This is a genomic window from Streptomyces sp. Da 82-17 (genome assembly GCF_046098215.1).
Lineage (GTDB): Bacteria > Actinomycetota > Actinomycetes > Streptomycetales > Streptomycetaceae > Streptomyces.
Genome location: NZ_JBJURH010000039.1, coordinates 1 through 19379, shown reverse-complemented (window position 1 = coordinate 19379; position 19379 = coordinate 1). Strand labels below are relative to the sequence as shown.

Annotated in this window: 20 protein-coding genes; 11 read left to right on the top strand and 9 right to left on the bottom strand. The window is 72.2% G+C overall.

All coding sequences use genetic code 11. From position 1 onward, the window contains the following. Window positions 1-104: 104 nt before the first annotated feature. Complete coding sequence (locus ACIDOF_RS36890) at window positions 105-1031, top strand: LysR family transcriptional regulator (RefSeq protein ID WP_409010637.1); 927 nt, start codon at window positions 105-107, stop codon at window positions 1029-1031. A gap of 15 nt (window positions 1032-1046) precedes the next feature. Here ACIDOF_RS36890 and ACIDOF_RS36885 read toward each other — a convergent pair whose 3' ends face one another. Beyond that, on the bottom strand, window positions 1047-1487 hold the full coding sequence (locus ACIDOF_RS36885) for a MarR family winged helix-turn-helix transcriptional regulator (protein ID WP_409010636.1): 441 nt from the start codon (window positions 1485-1487) through the stop codon (window positions 1047-1049). Window positions 1488-1597: 110 nt separating this feature from the next. On the opposite strand from ACIDOF_RS36885, the gene ACIDOF_RS36880 reads away from it, so the two are divergent. Both ACIDOF_RS36880 and ACIDOF_RS36875 read left to right on the top strand, forming a co-directional pair. Beyond that, window positions 1598-2425, top strand: coding sequence for an NAD(P)H-binding protein (locus tag ACIDOF_RS36880; RefSeq protein WP_409010635.1), 828 nt, complete (start codon window positions 1598-1600; stop codon window positions 2423-2425). Window positions 2426-2463: 38 nt separating this feature from the next. After that, window positions 2464-2973, top strand: a complete 510-nt coding sequence (locus ACIDOF_RS36875) for a hypothetical protein (protein ID WP_409010634.1) — start codon at window positions 2464-2466, stop codon at window positions 2971-2973. A gap of 558 nt (window positions 2974-3531) precedes the next feature. On the opposite strand, the gene ACIDOF_RS36870 is transcribed toward ACIDOF_RS36875, so the two are convergent. The 4 genes from ACIDOF_RS36870 to ACIDOF_RS36855 all read right to left on the bottom strand — a co-directional run bounded on the left by ACIDOF_RS36870 (window position 3532) and on the right by ACIDOF_RS36855 (window position 7025). Next, window positions 3532-4578 (bottom strand): carboxypeptidase-like regulatory domain-containing protein, encoded by a 1047-nt coding sequence (locus ACIDOF_RS36870; protein WP_409010633.1) that lies wholly within the window; start codon window positions 4576-4578, stop codon window positions 3532-3534. A 233-nt stretch (window positions 4579-4811) separates the two neighbouring features. Next, window positions 4812-5231 carry an SRPBCC family protein gene (locus ACIDOF_RS36865; protein WP_409010632.1) on the bottom strand — a complete coding sequence of 140 codons (420 nt, stop codon included), beginning with the start codon at window positions 5229-5231 and terminating at the stop codon, window positions 4812-4814. A gap of 33 nt (window positions 5232-5264) precedes the next feature. Then, window positions 5265-6275 (bottom strand): aldo/keto reductase, encoded by a 1011-nt coding sequence (locus ACIDOF_RS36860; protein ID WP_409010631.1) that lies wholly within the window; start codon window positions 6273-6275, stop codon window positions 5265-5267. Between the two features lie 198 nt (window positions 6276-6473). Further along, on the bottom strand, window positions 6474-7025 hold the full coding sequence (locus ACIDOF_RS36855) for a hypothetical protein (RefSeq protein ID WP_409010630.1): 552 nt from the start codon (window positions 7023-7025) through the stop codon (window positions 6474-6476). Between the two features lie 133 nt (window positions 7026-7158). On the opposite strand from ACIDOF_RS36855, the gene ACIDOF_RS36850 reads away from it, so the two are divergent. The 3 genes from ACIDOF_RS36850 (at window position 7159) to ACIDOF_RS36840 (ending at window position 11045) form a co-directional block, all read left to right on the top strand. Then, window positions 7159-7632 (top strand): MarR family winged helix-turn-helix transcriptional regulator, encoded by a 474-nt coding sequence (locus ACIDOF_RS36850; protein ID WP_409010629.1) that lies wholly within the window; start codon window positions 7159-7161, stop codon window positions 7630-7632. 208 nt (window positions 7633-7840) lie between these two features. Continuing rightward, window positions 7841-8803: a dienelactone hydrolase family protein gene (locus ACIDOF_RS36845; RefSeq protein ID WP_409010628.1), complete on the top strand. Its 963-nt coding sequence runs from the start codon at window positions 7841-7843 to the stop codon at window positions 8801-8803. Between the two features lie 136 nt (window positions 8804-8939). After that, the gene (locus tag ACIDOF_RS36840; RefSeq protein ID WP_409010627.1) at window positions 8940-11045 is read left to right on the top strand and encodes a LuxR C-terminal-related transcriptional regulator; all 2106 of its coding nucleotides are present in this window, start codon (window positions 8940-8942) and stop codon (window positions 11043-11045) included. Window positions 11046-11089: 44 nt separating this feature from the next. Here the strand turns inward: ACIDOF_RS36840 and ACIDOF_RS36835 are convergent, their stop codons facing one another. Beyond that, window positions 11090-11539 (bottom strand): SsgA family sporulation/cell division regulator, encoded by a 450-nt coding sequence (locus ACIDOF_RS36835; RefSeq protein WP_409010626.1) that lies wholly within the window; start codon window positions 11537-11539, stop codon window positions 11090-11092. Window positions 11540-11698: 159 nt separating this feature from the next. Between ACIDOF_RS36835 and ACIDOF_RS36830 the strand changes: the two genes are divergently transcribed. Continuing rightward, window positions 11699-12178: a MarR family winged helix-turn-helix transcriptional regulator gene (locus ACIDOF_RS36830; RefSeq protein ID WP_409010625.1), complete on the top strand. Its 480-nt coding sequence runs from the start codon at window positions 11699-11701 to the stop codon at window positions 12176-12178. A 237-nt stretch (window positions 12179-12415) separates the two neighbouring features. Beyond that, a complete protein-coding gene (locus tag ACIDOF_RS36825) occupies window positions 12416-13939 on the top strand; it encodes an alkaline phosphatase family protein (protein WP_409010646.1) in 1524 nt (507 codons plus the stop codon). A gap of 68 nt (window positions 13940-14007) precedes the next feature. Here the strand turns inward: ACIDOF_RS36825 and ACIDOF_RS36820 are convergent, their stop codons facing one another. Further along, on the bottom strand, window positions 14008-15006 hold the full coding sequence (locus ACIDOF_RS36820) for a polysaccharide lyase family 1 protein (RefSeq protein WP_409010624.1): 999 nt from the start codon (window positions 15004-15006) through the stop codon (window positions 14008-14010). Between the two features lie 137 nt (window positions 15007-15143). Here ACIDOF_RS36820 and ACIDOF_RS36815 point away from each other — a divergent pair, with 137 nt between their 5' ends. Further along, window positions 15144-16130, top strand: a complete 987-nt coding sequence (locus ACIDOF_RS36815; RefSeq protein ID WP_409010623.1) for a BtrH N-terminal domain-containing protein — start codon at window positions 15144-15146, stop codon at window positions 16128-16130. 103 nt (window positions 16131-16233) lie between these two features. Further along, a complete protein-coding gene (locus ACIDOF_RS36810; protein ID WP_409010622.1) occupies window positions 16234-16719 on the top strand; it encodes a hypothetical protein in 486 nt (161 codons plus the stop codon). A gap of 45 nt (window positions 16720-16764) precedes the next feature. Here the strand turns inward: ACIDOF_RS36810 and ACIDOF_RS36805 are convergent, their stop codons facing one another. Then, window positions 16765-17994 carry a cytochrome P450 family protein gene (locus tag ACIDOF_RS36805; protein WP_409010621.1) on the bottom strand — a complete coding sequence of 410 codons (1230 nt, stop codon included), beginning with the start codon at window positions 17992-17994 and terminating at the stop codon, window positions 16765-16767. A gap of 111 nt (window positions 17995-18105) precedes the next feature. Here ACIDOF_RS36805 and ACIDOF_RS36800 point away from each other — a divergent pair, with 111 nt between their 5' ends. Continuing rightward, window positions 18106-18738 (top strand): TetR/AcrR family transcriptional regulator, encoded by a 633-nt coding sequence (locus tag ACIDOF_RS36800; RefSeq protein WP_409010620.1) that lies wholly within the window; start codon window positions 18106-18108, stop codon window positions 18736-18738. Window positions 18739-18747: 9 nt separating this feature from the next. Here the strand turns inward: ACIDOF_RS36800 and ACIDOF_RS36795 are convergent, their stop codons facing one another. Beyond that, window positions 18748-19263 (bottom strand): DinB family protein, encoded by a 516-nt coding sequence (locus ACIDOF_RS36795; protein WP_409010619.1) that lies wholly within the window; start codon window positions 19261-19263, stop codon window positions 18748-18750. Window positions 19264-19379 lie beyond the last annotated feature (116 nt).

Sequence of the window (19379 nt, the reverse complement as noted above, 5' to 3'; positions counted from 1 at the left end):
TCATACGCGTGAGCGTGCCGGGCCCGTACGGTCTGCGACAAGCGCAGATCTCGCATACGAACCCTGCCCGCTGCGCATACCGGCAGGCCGGGCATACTGCGGACATGGAACTGACTGTGTGGCGCGCCTTCGTGACGGCCTGTCAGCTCGGCTCGCTGTCGGCGGCGGCGACCGAACTGCACCACACCCAGTCGGCCGTGTCCCGCCAGATCGCCGGACTGGAGCGGGAACTCGGCGTCCCCCTCATGGAGCGGCACGCGCGCGGCGTACGCCCCACACCCGCCGGAGAGGCGTTCCTGCACCACGCCGTCGCCACCCTCAGGGAGGCCGACCGGGCGGTGCGGGCGGCCCGCGAGCACCGCGACGGTTCCTGCACCCGCCCTCTCACCATCGGCGCGACCCCGTCCCTCGCCGCCGGCGTCGTCCCGGAGGCCGTGCAACGTCTCCAACGACTCCAACGCCTGCAGCGACCGTCGGGGCCGGTCCGCTGGTCCCTGCTGCCGGGGCTGAGTGGCGACCTCCACCAGCGCGTGCGCGACGGCGAACTCGACCTGGCCGCAGTCACCGACGCCCCTCCGGGCCTGCCCGAGGACCCGCAGGTCGTACGGCGTTTCCTCGGCCTCGACGCGATGGTCGTCGTCGTACCCGCCGACCACCCCGGGGCCGGGCGCGGGCCGGTACGCATCCAGGAGCTGGCCGAGGAGGTCTGGGCCGAGGACAACGACGGCTCGGCGGCCCTCCTGCACCAGCACGCCGCCCGCGCCGGAGTCACCGCCCGCATCGACCTCACGGCGGCCGACCTCCACGGCAAACTCGCCCTGGTCGCGACGGGCCACGCGATAGCCCTCGTCCCCGGAGTGCTGACCGCGTCCCTCCGCCCCGACGTCACGCCCCTCCACCTGACGGACCCGCCGACCCGAGGCGTCTACGCGATCACTCCACGAGGCGCGGGCCACCCGGCGGCGGGGGATCTGGTCGACCAACTCGCGTGCGTATGCGGAGAGTTGGTCGACGGGAGGAGGAGTCAATAGCTCCGAGCAGGCGGATCACTCGGCCTCGTGGTCGGCCAGCACTCGGCCCAGCAACCCCGTCAGCACCTTCCGCTCCTCGCCCGACAGCGACTGCAGCAACTCGTCCTGCACCCGGTCGACCACCGCGTCCATCCGCCGCAGCTGCCGGACCCCGCTCCGCGTGATGCTCACCTTGTTGCGCCGCCCGTGGTCCGGATCCGGCGCGCGGTCCACGTAGCCCTGCTCGACCAGGTCGTTCACCGCCGCGACCACATCACTGCGGTCCATCCGGGACCTGCGCCCCAACTCGGCCTGGCTCACGGCCCCGAACTCGCGCAGCACGGCCAGGATCCGGTAGTGGTACCCGCGCGTCCCGGAGTCGGCGAACGCGTCGAACACCAGGCGGCGGGTGTGCACGGCCAGTTGCGTGATCAGCCAACTCGGCTTCGCGGCCATGCGCTCGGGCATCTCGTCCATGCCGACCACCGTAACAGTGTTGGTGCCACCAACACACTCGACATAATGTTGGCCCCACCCACAACCCGCAACGACCCTTCGACAAACCTCGATGCAGGGAGAAGACCCGCATGATCCTGGTCACCGGCGCCACCGGAAACGTCGGCCGCAACCTCGTACGCGAACTGCTCGCCGCAGGCGAGGACGTACGGGCCCTCACCCGCGACCCGGCCACCGCCGACCTGCCCGACGGAGTGGACGCCGTGCCCGGCGACCTCACCCGCCCCGAGACCCTGCCCGCCGCGCTGCACGGCGTCGACCGCGCGTTCCTGTTCCCCGTCCACGGCGCCCTCGACGCGTTCCTCGCCGCCGCCCGGCAGGCCGGCACGGGCCATATCGTGCTGCTCTCCTCTGACTCCGTCACGTTCACCGAGCCCGGCTGGATCGGCGAGCAGCACCTCGCCTGCGAGCAGGCCGTCGCCGACTCCGGCATTCCCTGGACCTTCGTACGCCCCACCGTCTTCATGGCCAACGACCTGGCCTGGGCCGACCAGATCAGGAACGGCGGAACCGTACGAGGCGTCTACGGCACCGGCGCGACGGCCCCCGTCGACGAGCGCGACATCGCCGCCGTCGCCGCCCACGCCCTGCTCGCCCCGAGCCCCGGCAAGACGTACGAGCTCACCGGCACCGAGACCCTCAGCCAGATCGACCGCGTCCGCGTCATCGGCGCCACCCTCGGCATCCCGACCCGCTTCGAAGAGGTCCCCCGCGAGACCGTCCGCCGCCGACTCCTCGACCGACTCCCGGCCCCCGCAGCCGACTTCCTCCTCGACCAGCTCGCCGCCTCCCGCACCACACCGACCCCCACCCTCCCCACCACCCGAACCACCCTCGGCCGCCCCGCCCACACCTACGCCGACTGGGTGGCCCACCACGCGACGGCCTTCACACGCTGAACTCCCACGCTCTGCGGCATCGATGACACGATGACGCGATGTTCGCATTCGGAATCGACGGCTACCGGCCTTCGTGGTCGCACGGCCGCGACGAGGTGCTGCGGCAGCACGCCGACCGCCTGCGCAATCTCGCCGGCCGGCCGCTGACCAACGCCTGGCTGGTCTGGGACGTCGAGGACGACGAGTGGTTCCCCGACTGCCCGGTCGTGCTCGACTTCGCAGGCGAACGGGTCGAGATCAACCACCACAAGTTCGACGACCTCTCCCTCACGTGGAACACCATCGACCTCGACCGCCCGGTCGACTGGCCCGGCTTCGAGCTCGCCTGGCGCCCCGAGCCGCTCCCCGAACTGCGCCCGCTCCGAGGCCGAACCCTCGACCGGGTCGAGCTCCTCGAGTGGACGGGCAGAGACCTGGCGCAAGGAAACGTCGACCTCAGCTTCGTCTTCGCGGCGGGCAGGCTGACCGTCTTCAACGCACTCGACGAGAACGGCCTGACCTGCACCCCACCCGACCCACAGCGACAGCAGCCCCACCCACTCCACTGACCGCCTCGACGCACACGCACGGATCAGCTCCACTCGACTCCCGTGCACACGGCCGTACGGAGCAACTCCGCCCGCACGACCACCGGACCAGCAGCAACAGGCCCAGCCCGTCCGCGGAGTCGTCCGTGTCGTAGCTGTCGGCGCCGCCCGGGCCCGTGGCCGGCCCTCCGGGGCGTCGGCGGGATCCTGGCCGCACTGCCCGGAGCCCGTTACGTACGCGGCCGACGGCGAGGCCCGGCCGGTATGCGTGCGGGAGGTGCGCCCGTACGGGATCACCGACGCCGTGGGGGCATGCTGCCCGCGCCTGCGACCCGACCGCCGCCCCCGGCCGGTTGCGCACGCCGTCGCCGCCTCCCCCGACGCACTCCAACTCGCTTTCGGCGCTGCCGACTTCGCGGTCACGCCGACCGGCGACCGGTACTTCCTCGGATGCAACCCCGACGGGCAAGGGGGCCTGGCGACCGGACGCCGTCACCGACGCGATCGCCGAGGCCCCTCGCCGGTCAGCTTCAACGGCCGCCCGAGGACGCCTGGACGGACGAGTGACGGCAGGTCGCCCTAGCCGCCGTACCCCTTCGGCTGCGGCTTCTTCGGCTCGCAGTCGCAGTCCTTCGCGGGTTGCACGGTGAAGTCGACGCCGGTCACGTCGCCGTCCCCGGCCTGGACGGGCCGGGAGTCCGCGCCCTCCACGGTGGCGCCCTCCGCGGGCTCCACCCCGACCGTGTAGTCCCCGGCGGCCACGTCCTCGAAGGCGTACGAGCCGTCCGTGCCCGGTGTCGTCGTGACCGGCTCGTTCTCGTCGTCCACGACCGGCGTCCCGTCCGGACGCTGCAGCTCGACGACCGTCCCCTCGGGTGGCGCCGCACCGTCCCCGTCCGTCACCGTGCCGCTGATGTCGCTCGTCTCGGTCGCGAACCACGCCTGGTACGAGGGGATCCCGGTCCGCACGCTGAACGTCAGCGTGAGCGTGCGGACTTCGGCGGTCGGCCGCAGCCACGCGGACGCGCCGTACGTGTCGCGCCCGCTGCCGCGCAGCGTCGCCGACGCGGCGTCCCACGCCGGCTCGTCGACGAACGGCCCGCCGCCGGTGCAGCCGGACGGGCGGGGCGAGGACGCGCAGTAGTTGAACGTGCCCTGGAAGCCCAACTCCTCGGCGGTCAGCGGCTCTCCGTCCGCGCCCGTCGCCGTGATCCGCACGTCGTCCGCGTCGATGTCGCCGAGCGCCAGGCCCCAACTCCCCGCCGTCGGCGGCTGGTCGAACGTGAACGTCGTCGTCGACGGCGTACGGCCCTCGGCGGTGGCCAGGTTCAGATACGGCTTGCCCTGCGACGAGCCGAAGGCCGCACCGAACGGCGTCGACGCGTTGAGGAACGCCGAGGTTCCGGCGGAGATGCGCGGCCGGGTGCTGTTCGTGGTGAATGTCGCCTGCGGACCGCCGGTCGCCGCCACGTCCACGGTGCCGGTCGACGCGGGCGGCGCACCGTCCAGGGTGTAACCGGCGTACTCCGGGCCTTCCGCGCCCGCCGCCGGCGAGGCGCCGAGACCGACCGTGGCGAGGGCGGCAGCGGCCACCGGCGCCCAACGAGCCAGACCACGCACACTCATGGAATCTCCTACGGGTTGGAGTCGAAAGCACCGAAAGAATCGCCGCGGGTGAGCGGGGAACCGCTGAACAACACACGCCGACAACCCGACGCAACCCGGACGGCAGAACCGATTCAGCAGCGACTCCGGCCCCCGACAGCCCGGCACGCGTGAACCGGGGGGACGGCAAGGGCCGGCCCGGGTACGCGGAGCGCGTACCCGGGCCGTGCGGTGATGGTCGCCGCTGCCCGAGGTCAGGCGGCGAGCTTCTGGTGGAGGGCTTCAAGGCCGTCGTGGTAGATGCCGGTGAAGAGGTCGACGACCTCTGCCTCGGTGGCGTCGACCGGGTTGAAGCGGCCGGACCACTGGACCTCGGCGACGTCGTCGCGGCCGGGGACCGTGTGGACGCGAAGGGTGGACACGTACCCGTCGACCGGGAAGGGGGCCTCGAGGATGGCGTAGCTGTAGTGCCGTTCGGCCTCGTCGAAGCCGACGAGCCGCTCGACGATCACCTCACCGTCGGGGTTGCTGAGGCGGCGGACCCGGCCGCCTTCGAGCGCGGTGGACTCGGGGATGTAGGGGAGCCAGTCGGGGAGGGCGTCGAACCCGCCGATGAGGTTCCAGACCTGCTCGGGGGAGGCGGGGACGACACGGCTGACGGACGTGGATGCCATGGTGGTGCTCCAGTGCTTTCGTGCAGTGCGGGGTCACGCGTCGTGGGGGAGCGGGGCGGCCGGGCTGACGAGGCCGGCGGCGCGCAGGTCCGTCCAGAACGCGGCGGGGACGGACTCGTCGAGGGCGGCGGTGTCCTCGGCGATGCGGCTGGGCCGGGTGGCGCCGGGGATGACCGCGGCGGCGGCCGGGTGGGCGAGGGAGAACTGCAGGGCCGCGGCCTTGATGGAGACGCCGTGCTCGGCCGCGAGCGCCTTCAGCTTGCCGACGCGCTCGACGATCTCGGCGGGCGCCTCCTGGTACTCGAAGTGGCTGCCGCCCGCGAGGATGCCGGAGCTGTAGGGGCCGCCGACGACCATGTCCACGTTCTGCTCCTGCGCCATCGGCAGCAGGCGCTGCAGGGCGTGGTCGTGGTCGAGGAGGGTGTAGCGGCCGGCGAGGAGGAAGCCGTCGGGCTGCGGCTCGTCCAGGGCGAGGGTCAGCTCGATCGGCTCGGTCTTGTTGACGCCCAGGCCCCAAGCCTTGATGACGCCCTCGTCGCGCAGCCGGGACAGGACGCGGAAGGCGCCGGTACGGGCCTCCTCGAACTTGGCCAGCCAGGCGTCACCGTGGAAGTCCTGGGCGATGTCGTGGACCCAGACGATGTCCAGGCGGTCGGTCCCGAGGCGCTTGAGGGAGCCCTCGATGGAGCGCTCGGTGGCCTCGGCGGTCCACTCGTGGAGGATCTTGTTCGGGTTGCCGTGCTCGAACAGGCCACCCTTCTCGCCGAAGTCGGGTACGTCGGTCTCGTGCTCGTCCAGGACGACCCGGCCGACCTTGCTGGACAGCACGTACGCATCCCGCTCCTTGCCGGACAGCACCTCGCCGAGGCGCTCCTCGGCCAGGCCCGCGCCGTAGAAGGGGGCGGTGTCGTAGAAGCGGATGCCCTGCTCCCAGGCGGCCTCGACGGTCGCGCGGGCCTCGTCCTCGGGGATCGCCCGGAACATGTTGCCGAGCGGAGCGGTACCGAAGCCGAGCTTGCCGGGAAGGAGGTTCTTGAGGGCCATGAGACATGCCTTTGCGTGTGGGGGAGTGCGGGTGACGCACCGGTCACTCACGCGCCGCATTTACCTGCAAGCGCGCCTTACATGCAGAGACAATACTTGCATGCGCGGGCTAATGCAAGCTCCTCCTCGACTGCGCCGGATGCCGCACCAGGGTGTGCTCAGGCATGGCCGTACGTGGTCAGGCATGGCCGTACGCGGTCAGGCGTGGCTGCGCGTCCCGCCCGTCAGGTCCAGCTGCGCCCATACGGCACTGCCGTGCGGTGTGCTGGTCCGGCCCCAGTGCGAGGCGAGGGCGTCGAGGATCACCAGGTCGGAGTCGCGGCCCCCGGCGAAGTTGCCCGACCCCGCCACGCGCAACGTCAGCACGTCGTCGTCGAGCGTCAGCCCGAGCGCGATCGCCGGTCCGCCGGGGCGGCGTACGGCATGACCGGCCAGGTCGCCGACGATCTGCTCCGCCTCCTCGGTCACGTCCCCCGGCAGGCCCCAAAGACCCGGCGTCAGACGGGTGTTGAGGCGTGCGAGCCGAGCGGTGTGGTCCGTGACGTCCAGATGCCAGGCCTGCCGGTGCGCGGCCGGATCGCTGATGAGCGCCGCCACTGCCGGGCCGATCAGCGTCGACAGGGTGGGCGCGGTTTCGGCGGCGGGCCCGAGGGCGCCGTGCGCGTCGGCCCCGTGCTCGGGGGCCCAAGGGTCCGCGCTCGCGGCGCCCCTCTCGGTGTGCGTGGCGCCTCCGTCGGCGTGCGTGGCCATGAGCCTCCTGCCGTTCTCCCGACGCCCGAGGCCGACGGGTTGCGTGATGCGTCACGCGCATTCCATCAAGGGGTGCGTGACGCGTCAACCACTTCTGGTGACGCGTCACCAATTTCTGGGTACGCTGCGCCGCATGGACACCGACACTCCCTGGCTGAGCGAGCGCCGACAGCGCATCTGGCGCAACTGGCTGAGGATGAACGCCGAGTTGCCGGCCGCGCTGCACCGCCGGCTGCGGGCGGACTCCCACCTGTCCCTGTCGGACTACGACGTCCTGGTCCACCTCACCGACGTTCCAGAGGCCCGGGTCCGCGTGCTCGACCTCGCGCGCGCCCTGCGCTGGGAGCGCAGCCGGCTCTCGCACCACATCAGGCGCATGGAGGGCCGCGGCCTCGTACGCCGCGAGGACGTTCCCGGCGACGGCCGCGGCGCCTACGTGGTCCTCACCCCCGACGGCCGCACCGCCGTCGAACAGGCCGCCCCCGCCCACGTACGCACCGTCCGCGACCTCGTCTTCGACTCCGTCGACCCCGACGAACTGGCCGCGCTCGCCACGGCGGTCGAGAAGGTGCTCGCACGTCTGGAGGCCTCGGGGCGACCCGTGTGAGCGGGAGGGGCCACAACCGACGGGGCGTCAACTTCCTTGCGGACACCGGTGATTCTGCCGATGCGCGGGCCTGCGGGGCGCCGCGAGAGTGACCGGCGTCAGCAACGGCGGAGCCCGCGGGCCCGTCCCGGCGTCCGGGTTCCGGCGCCGGTGAGCCGCGGACGCCCGTACGGCCCCGCCGTCCCCTCAGCGAGAGGAACCCCTCGACGTGCAGCACTTCGACCACAGCGACAGCGGCGGCCGTACGCGCCGCGCCAAGGGCACGCGCGGCCGGCTGGTCCGGATCGGGCTCGCCGCGGTCCTGGCCGCGGGCGGACTCGTCACCACCCAGGCCTTCGGCGCCGAGGCCCCGCCCGCCGACGCCGCCACCGCGCGGGCCGCCGCCGAGAACCCGTACGAACGCGGCCCCGACCCCACCCCGTCCAGCATCGAGGCCGTACGCGGGCACTACGCCGTGTCGCAGACCAGCGTCTCGCGGCTGAGCGTCAGCGGCTTCGGCGGCGGCACCGTGTACTACCCGACCAGCACCAGCGACGGCACCTTCGGCGCGGTCGTCGTCTCGCCCGGCTACACCGCGTACGAGTCGTCCATCGCCTGGCTCGGGCCGCGGCTCGCCTCCCAGGGCTTCGTGGTGTTCACCATCGACACCCTCACCACGCTCGACCAGCCCGACAGCCGAGGCCGTCAACTCCTCGCCGCCCTCGACTACTTGACCCAGCGCAGCTCCGTGCGCGGCCGGGTGGACAGCAGTCGGCTCGGCGTCATGGGGCACTCGATGGGAGGCGGCGGCAGCCTCGAAGCCGCCAAGTCCCGGCCGTCCCTGCAAGCGGCGATCCCGCTGACCGGCTGGAACCTCGACAAGACCTGGCCCGAGATCCAGACCCCCACCCTCGTCGTCGGCGCCGACGGCGACTCCGTCGCACCGGTCTCCTCGCACTCCGAGCCGTTCTACGAGAGCCTGCCGGGCACCCTGGACCGCGCCTACCTGGAGCTCAACAACGCCACCCACTTCACGCCGAACACGTCCAACACGACGATCGCGAAGTACAGCATTTCCTGGCTGAAGCGGTTCATCGACAACGACACCCGCTACGAGCAGTTCCTCTGCCCGCTGCCACAGCCCGGCCCGACGATCGCCGAGTACCGGGGCAACTGCCCGCACTCCGGCTGACGCCGACCACCGCGTGCGGGCCCGGCCACCGGAGCCGCGGCCCGCACGCCGCCCGGAACGCATACGACGCGATCAGCGAGGACGCGGTCGACACGCCCTCTACCGCCCCACGTTACGCGGCAGTAACGTGGCCGACGTGACCGGACCGCCCCCACCGGATCCGCTGCGGGCCGCCGCCGTGCGGTTCCCCGGACTGCCGGTCGACACCTGCGCCCTGCTGCTCCTCACGGCCACCGCGTACGCCGTGCTCCCCGAGCCCCGCACCGAACCGGGCGTCGACGCGGCCCTGTTGCGGCGCGCGTCCGCCGAGGCCGGACTCGACCCCGACGCCCTGGAACCCGCCGAACGCGCAGGCCTCGTACGCACACAGCCGGGCCGTGTCCACTGCGCGCCGCAGGCCCGGCAAACCGCCTACGCCGACGCGCCCGCCACCGCACGCCGGGCCGCCCACCTGCTCCTCGCCCGCGCCGCACGACACGGCGCGCCCGAGCCGCCGCACCCCGGGCGGATCCCGCACCTCCTGCACCGCGCGTACGCCGCACCCGGCCCCGACGAACAGCTCGCCGAAGCGCTCGCCGCCGCCGCGCAGGCCCCCGGTCCCGGCGCACACGACGAACGCGCCCTCGCGCTCACCCGGGCCGCCGCACTCACCGACCACCGCGACACCCGCGCCCTGCACCTCTGCGCCGCCGCCGACCACGCCCGCCGCGCGGGCCGACCCGAACAGGCCGCCGAACTCCTCACGTCCGTGAGGGAGTTGACGACGTCCGACGCGGTGCGCGGCCGGGCCGAACTCGTCCACGGGCTGCTCGCGCTGCGCACCGGCCCCGTCGCCGACGCCCGCGAGTCCCTGCTCCTCGCCGCCGACCTGCTCACCCCCCACGACCCGGACCACGCGGCCCGCGCCCGCCTCGCCGCCGCCGACGCCTCCTGGTCCCTCGGCGACCCCGAGGGCTACCGCAGCGCCCTCGCCGCCCCCACCTCCGGCACCACCGCCGACCCGCGCGACGCCTACGAGACCGGCATGGCCGCCGTACTGGGCGACCTCGGCCGGGACTTCGCCTCCGGCCTCACCGCACTCCGCCGCGTCGTCGACCTCTCCGCGGGCGAGCGCGACCCCGAGCGGCTGCTGCGCGCGGGCGCCGCCGCCCTCGTCCTCGGCGACCTGCCCGTGGCCTGCAGACTCGGCAGCCGGGCCCTGGCCGTCGCCCGCGCCCACGGCAGCGTCACCGTACTGCCGCGCGCCCTGGAGCAGTTGGCGTACGGGGAGCTGCGCGCCGGACGGCATGCGCGGGCCCGCGCGCACGCCGAGGAGGGCCTGCGGACGGCAGAGGAGACGGGGCAGCGCAACGTCGTGGCCCACCAGCAGGCCGTCCTCGCCCTCGTCGCCTCGCTCGACTCCGACGCCGACGCCGTGGCCCGGCTCGCCGGGGCGGCGACCCGGATCGCGTCCCGGCACGGCCTCGCCCAGGCGGAGACGCTCGCCCAATGGGCCCTGGCCCGCGCCGACTTGGCCCGGGGACGTGTCCTGGAAGCGGCGGCCCGCCTGGGCCCGCTCGTCCGGCCAGGGCCGCGTCGAGGCCACTTCGCGGTCCGTATGCTCGCGGTGCCGTGCTACGTCGAGGCGGCCGTCCTGAGCGGCGAGCGGGGCGCGGCCGTGCCCGCCGCCGACGACTTCGCGGTCTGGGCGAGCCTCGGCCACGACCCGCAGTCACCGGCCCAACTCGCCCGCTGCCGCGCCCTGTTGGCGGCCGACGACCCGGAGGCCGCGGACGCGTACTACGCCGAGGCGCTCGCGCTGCACGCCCGGTGCGGCGGCGATTTCGAACAGGCCCGCACGGCCCTCGTGCACGGCAAGTGGCTGCGCCGCACGCGCCGCCCCGGACTGGCCCGGGGCAGTCTGCGCGACGCGCTCGTGGCGTTCGAGCGCTGCGGCGCCACGGCCTGGGCGGCCCAGACGGCGGCCGAACTCCGCGCCACCGGCGAGACCGCCACCGCCCAACTCTCAGGTGAGCTGGGCGCGTTGACGCCGCAGCAGTTGCGGATCGCCCGGCATGTCGCGGAGGGAGCCACCAACCGCGAGGTCGCCCGCAGGCTGTCGGTGAGCCCGCGCACCGTCGACCACCACCTCCGCAACATCTTCGCGACCCTCGGCGTCCGCTCCCGCGTGGAGCTGTCCCGTGTGGTGAACGGCGCGCAGGTGAGGGGGGAGGGGCCCGCCGGGGCGACGTACGGCCGCTGACGGGGCCCGGCGATGTGGAGCCGTCGGCGAGAGAGGGGGGGCGGTCAGCCGTCGGCGACGTCCTGGCCGAGGAGTTGCCGTACGAGCGTGTCGATGTCGACGTGGTCCGGCTCCTCGCCCGGCGGGACGATGTGCTCGGTCCAGCGGAGGAAGGCGGTCACGTCGGAGGCCTGGGCCCGCAGCAGCGCCGTCTCCGTCTCGCCCGCCTCGTCGCGGCCGGTGAGCAGGAGGTAGAGGCTGTCCGCGTCCCGGCCGTGCCCCGGGTACACCGAGACGTCGCCGAGGCCGACCCGCTCCCGGGTGCCGTGCGTGAGCAGATCCCGGGAGAGCTCCCAGGTCACCGGCAGGTCGCTGTCGGTGTGGCTGTCCAGGTAGACCGTGAACGGGTCGTCGGCGGAGTACGCCAGACAGGCCGGAACGGGGAACTGCCCGTTGGCCGTGACCTTGTGCAGCAGCAGGTGGGTGGTGCACAGCCACGCGCTCGACATGGTCATCTCTCGGTCTCCTCTGCGCCCGGAGGCGGCTTTGCGGCGGGTGGCGGCACCCTTGCGGAACGGCATGTGCGTGACGCGTCACGCATATTCGACCAGCTCTTAGGTGATGCGTCAACTATGCAGGTGACGTATCACCAATTCCCGGCTAGGCTGTGCCTCGTGGACCCCGAAGCACCGTGGCTGACCGATCAGCAGCAGCACATCTGGCGCAGCTGGCTGCGCATGAACGCCGAACTGCCCGCCGCACTGCACCGTCAGCTGCAGGCCGACTCCGAACTGTCCCTGCCGGACTACGACGTGCTGGTCCAGCTCACCGACACCGCGGAGGAGAGGGTCCGCGTCCTCGACCTCGCGCGCGCCCTGCGCTGGGAGCGCAGCCGGCTCTCGCACCACATCAAGCGCATGGAGGGCCGCGGCCTCGTACGCCGCGAGGACGTTCCCGGGGACGGCCGCGGCGCCTTCGTCGTGCTGACCCCCGCAGGCCGCAGCACCATCGAGCGGGCGGCCCCCGCGCACGTACGACACGTCCGCAGCCTCATCTTCGACGCCGTCGAGGAGGACGAGCTGGCCGCGCTCGGCGCCGTGCTCGACAAGGTCCTGGCCCGCCTCGACGAAGGAACCGAACGGCCCGCCGACTGACGGCAGTTGGCAGGCCCGGCTGGGCCGCCGCGTCTTCCGGAACAGTTCGCCTCGACTTCACCACGGCGCGCACCCCGCGTGGCAGTCACCCTCAAGGATCGCGAAAAGGTAACGGGTCTAGACCCGTCGCCGTGCGCCCGCTACACCTGTAGCGGTCCGTCCGCCGCCCCAACCCGCCGTACACCCAGGGGAGTTGGAGCGGCGCGTACGTGCGTATGCCTCGCTCACACCTTGGAGATTCGAGTGCGCTCCCTGTCCCGTCGCTCCGTCCTGCTCGGCACCGCCGCCCTGGCCACCGCGGCCGGGCCCCTCTCCGGCGCCGCCCGCGCCGCGGCCAAGACGCCGAAGGTCCTCGTCATCGGCATCGACGGCGCCCTCCTCAACCGCATCGAGGACGCCGCCTCACCCGCCCTGAAAGGCCTGATGGCAGCCGGTGTCACCGCACCGAGCAGCATCTACGCCAACCCGCTCGCCCCCACCATGTCCGGCCCCGGCTGGGCCACGGTCCTCACCGGCGTCTGGCCGGACAAACACAACGCCAAGGACAACGCGTTCACCGGCCACCGCTTCGACCGGTACCCGGACTTCCTGACCCGCGTCGAGACCGCCAAGCCCGAACTCGGCACCCTCGCCGTCTGCTCCTGGAACCCGATCACCGACACCGTCATCAGCTCCAAGGCGGACACCCGCATCTCCACCCCGCCCGCCGAGTACGACGAGGGCACCACCCGGCGCACCGTCGACAAGCTCACCACCACCGACCCCGACGCGGTCTTCGTCCACCTCGACAACGTCGACCACGCCGGCCACGACCACGGCGCGGCCAGCCGCCAGTACCTCGACGCGATCGAGGGCGCCGACGCACAGGTCGGCCGCATCCTCCAGGCCGTCACATCCCGTGCCACGTACGCCGAGGAGGACTGGCTGATCCTCGTCACCACCGACCACGGCCACACCGACGCGGGCGGCCACGGCGGCTCCAGCTGGGCCGAGCGCCACACCTTCCTCATCGCCGCCGGCTCCGGCCTCGGCGCGGGCACCGTACGCCACGACGTCAGAATGCCCGACGTGGCCGCCACCGCCCTCGCCCACCTCGGCATCCCGCTCGACCCGGCCTGGGACCTCGACGGCCGACCCCTGCAACAACCCACGCCCGACGCGTTCGACGCGCTGCGCGGCCAACTGAAGCCCCCGGTCGACGAGACGGGCATCGGCGCCGGCGTCATCGGCTTCACCCACACCCCGCCCAACGGATGGAGCGTCGACAACTCCGCCATGGGCTCCGGCGGCGTCACCGAATGGCGCGGCTGGACCTTCACCACCGACGAGTTCTGGACCAAGGCACAGCCCGACCAGGAACGCGAGTCCAACCTCCGCGCCCGCGGCGTCTTCGCGGTGGCCGACGGCGACGAATGGCACGACAAGGCCGTCACCGGCACCTTCGACTCCACCCTGGTCAGCCCCGCCCACCCGGTCACCGGCGGCGCCCCCGCCACCCTCACCTACACCACGTACTACCGCCAGGAGGGCGGCCAGCGCGGCGAGGTGTCCGTCGCGTACGACGACGGCGCGCCGCAGCTCCTCAAGACGTACGAAACGACCGTCCCCTCCCGCGTCGAACGCCTCACCCTGCGCGTCCCGGCCGGCGCCCGCACCGCCCGGATCCGCTTCCGGTACACCGGCGGCAACAACTGGTACTGGGTCGTCGACCAGGTGACCCTGACGGCCGGCGGCACGGCACCGGGCGGCCGCAGGCGGTGACAGGCGGGCGCGCGGCGCCGGACGGATCGCGACCCGCCCGGCGCCGCACGCCCCACGGCAGGCAGACGTCAGAGCTTGCCGACCCCCGCACCCTCCATGACCTGCGCCTTCACATCCGCCGCGGGCGCCGGGACGTAGTCGTACGGGATCGCCGCGACGTCACCGCCCGTCTGCCCCTCGCCCGACTCGACGAAGTGGTTGTCCTTCGCGGCGAGCGCACCCGGGCTGGAGTCGCCCTCGCCGAGGTGGAACGGGTCCTCGGTGTTCTCGAAGTAGTTGCCCTCGACCAGCACCCCCGCGTCCTGCGTGGAGGCCACCCCGTACGAACTCACGTCGCTGAAGTAGTTGTTCAGAACGTGTACCGGGTTGCCGAAGCGGACGCGCGGGTTGCGCTGATTGGTGCCGTCGAACCAGTTGTGGTCGTACGTCACCCGCAACTTCCCGGTGTCCTCCGAGCCGTTGTCGTCGGAGTGCCCGAGCAGCATGTTCTTGTCCTGGTCGTGGGTGCGGTTCCAGGAGACGGTGATGTCGGTGGAGCCCCGCTTGATGTCGAGCGCACCGTCCTTCGCACCCGAGATGTCGTTGTGGTCGACCCACACCTGCGTGGACTCCTGCACGTTGACGGCATCGTCGTTCGACCCGACGAAGGTCAGGTTCTGGATGATCACGTTCTTGACGCCGCTCACGTCGAGCCCGCCGCCCGTGATCCGGCCCGAACTGCCCACTCCGACAACGGACTTGTCGCCCGCGACCTTCGTCATCCCGCTCAGCTCGATCGTGCCGTCCACCCGCACCACCTTGGCGCCCTCGCCCTGCACGGCCTCGGTGAACGCCGCCGCGTCCGCCACGGTGACCGTCTCACCGCCCGCGCCTCCGGTGGTGCCCGCGCCGTAGCCGACCGGCCCGGCGGCCGCCCGCACCTGCGACGCCGCTTCCGGTTCGGCGTCCGTCGACGCGTACGCCGTGCCGAGGGCAGCGACCGCCGCGCCCGCGGTGACCGCCGCCGCAGCCACCTTCAGCCTGCGGTGCCCGGCCCTGCCGTGCCGTGCCGTGCTCGTCCTGCGCATCAGGTTCTCCATTCGTGGGGGAGGCGTCCGTGAGGACGCGTACGCCCTGTGGTCGCCGCCGCCTCCGGAAAGGTTGCCGCCGCCGCGTGGGAACCTGAACGCCCTGGCCCGCACCTCCACGGCGAGAGCGACGACGCATGACGAAGCCGACCGACCCCGCCCCGTACGGCATGCAGCACTGCGAGACGACCACCCTCGGCGTGCTGCTGCGGCACGAGGGCATCGACCTGTCCGAACCGATGCTGTTCGGCCTCGGCGCCGGACTGTCCTTCGTCTACTGGGACGCCAAGAACCTGCCCTTCCCCTTCCTCGGCGGCCGCGTCAAACCCTTCGAACTCACCCGCAACCTCGCCGCCCGACTCGGCCTGCACCTCCACGTCGAGGAGACGACCTCGCCCCGCCGCGCCTGGGACCACGTCGCCGCACCCCTCGCCGCCGGCCGCCCCGTCGGACTCCAACTCGACAGCTACCACCTGGACTACTTCACCTCGAAGGTCCACTTCGGCGGCCACATCGTCGCCCTGTACGGCTACGACGACCACGACGCCCACCTCGTCGACACCGCCCAGCAGGGCGGCGCCGTGACGACCAGCCGGACGAGCCTCGCCCGCGCGCGAGCCGAGCGCGGCCCGATGACCGCCCGGCACCGCTCGTTCACCCTCACCGCCCCGGCCGGCCTCCCCTCCCCGCAACAGCACCTCGTCCCCGCCCTCACCGCCTGCGCCGACGCGTTCCTCGCCCCGCCCATCGCCAACCTCGGCGTCCGAGGCATCGAGAAGGCCGCCACCCTCGTACCCACCTGGCTCCGCCGCACCGACAACCCCCGCCACGACCTCCCACAGGCCGCCCTCCTCATGGAGAAGGCCGGCACCGGCGGAGCCCTGTTCCGCAACCTCTACCGCGACTTCCTGGCCGAGGCCGCCGCACACGTCGACAGCCCCCACCTGCGCACCGCCCACCACCGGTACGCGGAGGCAGCGACCCTCTGGACCGAAGTGGCGTCCCTGCTCACCCGCGCCGGCACCTTTGACGACGAGCAACTCCTCACCCGGGCAGGCACACTCCTGACCGACGTCGCCCGCCTGGAGCGCGAGGCGATGCAGCAAGTGAAGGCCCTCGCATGAGCAGCAACCGGCGGCCCTCGTGCGAGCACCAACTGAGGACCCTCGCGTGAGCACCGTCCGCACGGGCCCGTCGCGAAGATCGACCGCATGGCACGATGCCCCCATGTCAGGTCAGGTCTGGGTGTCCCTCATATCGTTGGGCGGCGTCGTCCTCGGCGGCATGCTGTCCTACCTCGTCCAGCACAGAACCCAACTGTCGGCGGAACGCGCTGAACAGCAACGGCAACAGCACACCCTCTCCGAGGCCCGGCGCGCGGAACGGCACGCGCTGCTGGAGCGGTTCATCGAGGTGGCGGCCGAGGCCGAACGCTCAGCCTTCAGCCGCCCCGCCGACTTCGACGACAACCACCCCTGGTACCTCAAGACCCAGGACGTCATGAACCGCCTGTGGGTCGCCGAGCGGCTCATCCGCGTCCAGTTCCCCCTCCCGGTGCACGACGCGGCCCGCGCGTACTTCCTCGACCTCAATCGCACGGTGTGGCACGGCCTGCCCGAGGGCGAGAGCGTACGGGACTATCTGGAGGACAACCGCCTCACCTTCCTCGACGCGGCCCGCGAGGTCATGACCGAACCGGCCACCGTCAACTAGCCGTACGAGTAAGGCAGTTGGGCTCTTCCGGACCAGGTACGCGAGTCACCAACGCACAGGCAGGCGGTCCAGCCCACGCAGCAGACTCGGCCGCCACACGGGCGCGGGGTCTCCGTCGATCGCGAGGTCGGGGAAGCGGTCGAGCAGCGCGCGCAGGGCGATGTTCGCCTCGAGCCGGGCGAGCGGCGCGCCGAGGCAGTGGTGGATGCCGTGCCCGAACGCGAGATGGCCGCGGGTACGGGCGGGGTCGCGGCGGATGTCGAAGCGCTCGGGGTCCGGGAAGTGCGCGGGGTCGCGGTTGGCGGAGGCCAGGGAGACGACGACGCGCGCGCCCCGCGGCAGGAGGGTCCCGGCGACGGTGAGGGCCTCGGAGGTGTAGCGGTAGGTGCCGGCCGGCGTCGGCGGCTCGTACCGCAGGGCCTCCTCCACGGCGTTCTCGAGCAACCCGCTGTCTGCCCGCAGTGCGGCGAGCTGGTCGGGATGCGTGAGCAGCAGATGTACGGCGTTGGCGATGAGGTTGACCGTCGTCTCGTGCCCGGCGACGAGCAACAGGAAGGCCATGCCGAGGAGTTCCTCGTCGGTGAGGTGGTCGCCGTCCTCGTCGTGGGCCCGTACGAGCGCGTGCAGCAGATCGCCCTCGGCGGCCTCGTCGACGTTCCGCTTCTCCTCGATGAGACCGGCGAGGTACACCGTCATCTCCTGGGCGGCCCGGGTGGAGGCTTCCGGTTCGCCGATGGTGAGGATCTTCGCGGTCCACGCCCGGAACGTGTCGTGGTCGACGCCGGGCACGCCGAGCAGTTCGCAGATCACGGTCAACGGCAGCGGGAACGCGAACGCGTCGATCAGCTCGACGCGCCCCAACGGCCCCATGGCGTCGAGGAGTTGACCGGCCGCCTCCTCGACGCGTGCCCGCAGCGCCTTGATCCGGCGGGCTGTGAACTCGCGGGCGACCAGCGACCGCAGCCGGGTGTGGTCGGGTGGATCGGTCTGCAGCATGTTGCGACCGATGGAGTACAGCCCGTCGCTGTCGTACTCGGCGGAGTGCCGTACGTCGTGCCGCATCCGCGGGTCGGCCAGCGCCGCGCGGGCCTCGGCGTGACCGACGATCATCCAGGCGGTGTCCCCGGTGGGGAAGCGGACATGGTGGACGGGCCCCCGCTCGCGCAGGGCCCGGAACGCCGGATAGGGGTCGACCCCGAAGTCCCGTGCCAGAGCGGCGAGTTCTTCGGTGTGCGGTTCCTCCGCGTACTGATCCTCGGTGTGCTGTGCGGGCATGGCGGACTCCCAGTGAAGGAGGGAAGAAGTGGGGAAGGCTCCCCGTTTCCTGTTCTCGGCGACCCTAACAGGAACTGGGGAGTGCTCCACAGATCCTGTACGGTGCGATACGTGAGAAAGGACGCACAGCGCAACCGCGAGCTCGTGCTCGCCGCCGCCCGCGAGATCTACGCCGAGCAGGGCGTCGAGGCTCCCCTCGACGTGATCGCCCGCCGGGCCGGAGTCGGCAACGCGACGCTGTACCGCCGCTTCCCGAACCGTGCGGCGCTGATCGAGGAGGTCTTCCACGCGACGCTGGCCGGGGTGATCGAGGCGGGCGAGGAGGCCCGCAAGGCCGACGACCCGTGGGCGGCCCTGAATGGTTACCTGGACCACGTCTTCGCGGTTCTGGCCGCGGATCGGGGTGCGAACGACCTGATGACGACGGGTATCGGGGGTGTTCCGACGCTGGAGCGGTTGCACGTCCACAACGCGGAGACGTTCGCCGCTCTCCTCGACCGCTGCCGCCGGGCGGGCCTGGTGCGGGCGGATGTCGTCACGGAGGATCTGCTGGTCAGTCTTGCTGCGATCGGCCGGGCGGCTCCGGCGTTGGAGGCGGCGGTGCCGGGTTCGTGGCGCCGTCCATTGGCTCTGCTGGTGGACGGCCTGCGGGCGGAGGGGGCTCATCCGTTGCCGACGGATCCGTTGACGGCGGATCAACTGGCGTTGGTGCTGGGGGAGATGAACCACCGGAGGGGTGGCTGAGGTGGCGGTTTAGAAGTATCCCTTGGTCCCGTCGAGTATCTCGCGCAGGATGTCGGCGTGGCCTGCGTGCCGTCCGGTCTCTTCGATGAGATGGATGAGCATCCAGCGGAGGTTGGCCTTGCTGTCCCGGTAATCGGGGTGGCGTCCGATGTCGTCCAGGGAAGCGCCGGCCGTGATCTCGTTGCTGCGGACGCATTGGGCCTCGTATGCGTCGAGCAGCTGCCGCAACGAGACGCCGTCCGTACGCCAGTCGGCTTCGTCGCCCGGCGCGGCCAGGGATGGGTTCTGCGTCTTGTCGCCGCCCAGGAACAGCACCTCGAGCCAGGCGTGTTCGACCCACCGCATATGGCTGATGAGCCCGGCCATCGTCATCGCCGGGGAGGTCGGTACGACGGAGCGGTGCGCGTCAGCTTCGCTGAGGCCCTCGCACTTCCATCGCAGGATCTGCCGCTGCAGGTTCAACCAGCCGATGAGCGCGGTTCGTTCGTCGGCCTGGCGTGGGGGACGCTCGAGTGAGGGTGACATGCCTGCAGGTTAGGTCGCACGGTCTTTGGGTGCGGGTTGGTTTTCTGCTGAGACCGATGCGGCTACGTGGTTGACGTGTGTGGCTGTTGTGGGTTCGTAGGGCTGTTCTGCTGAAT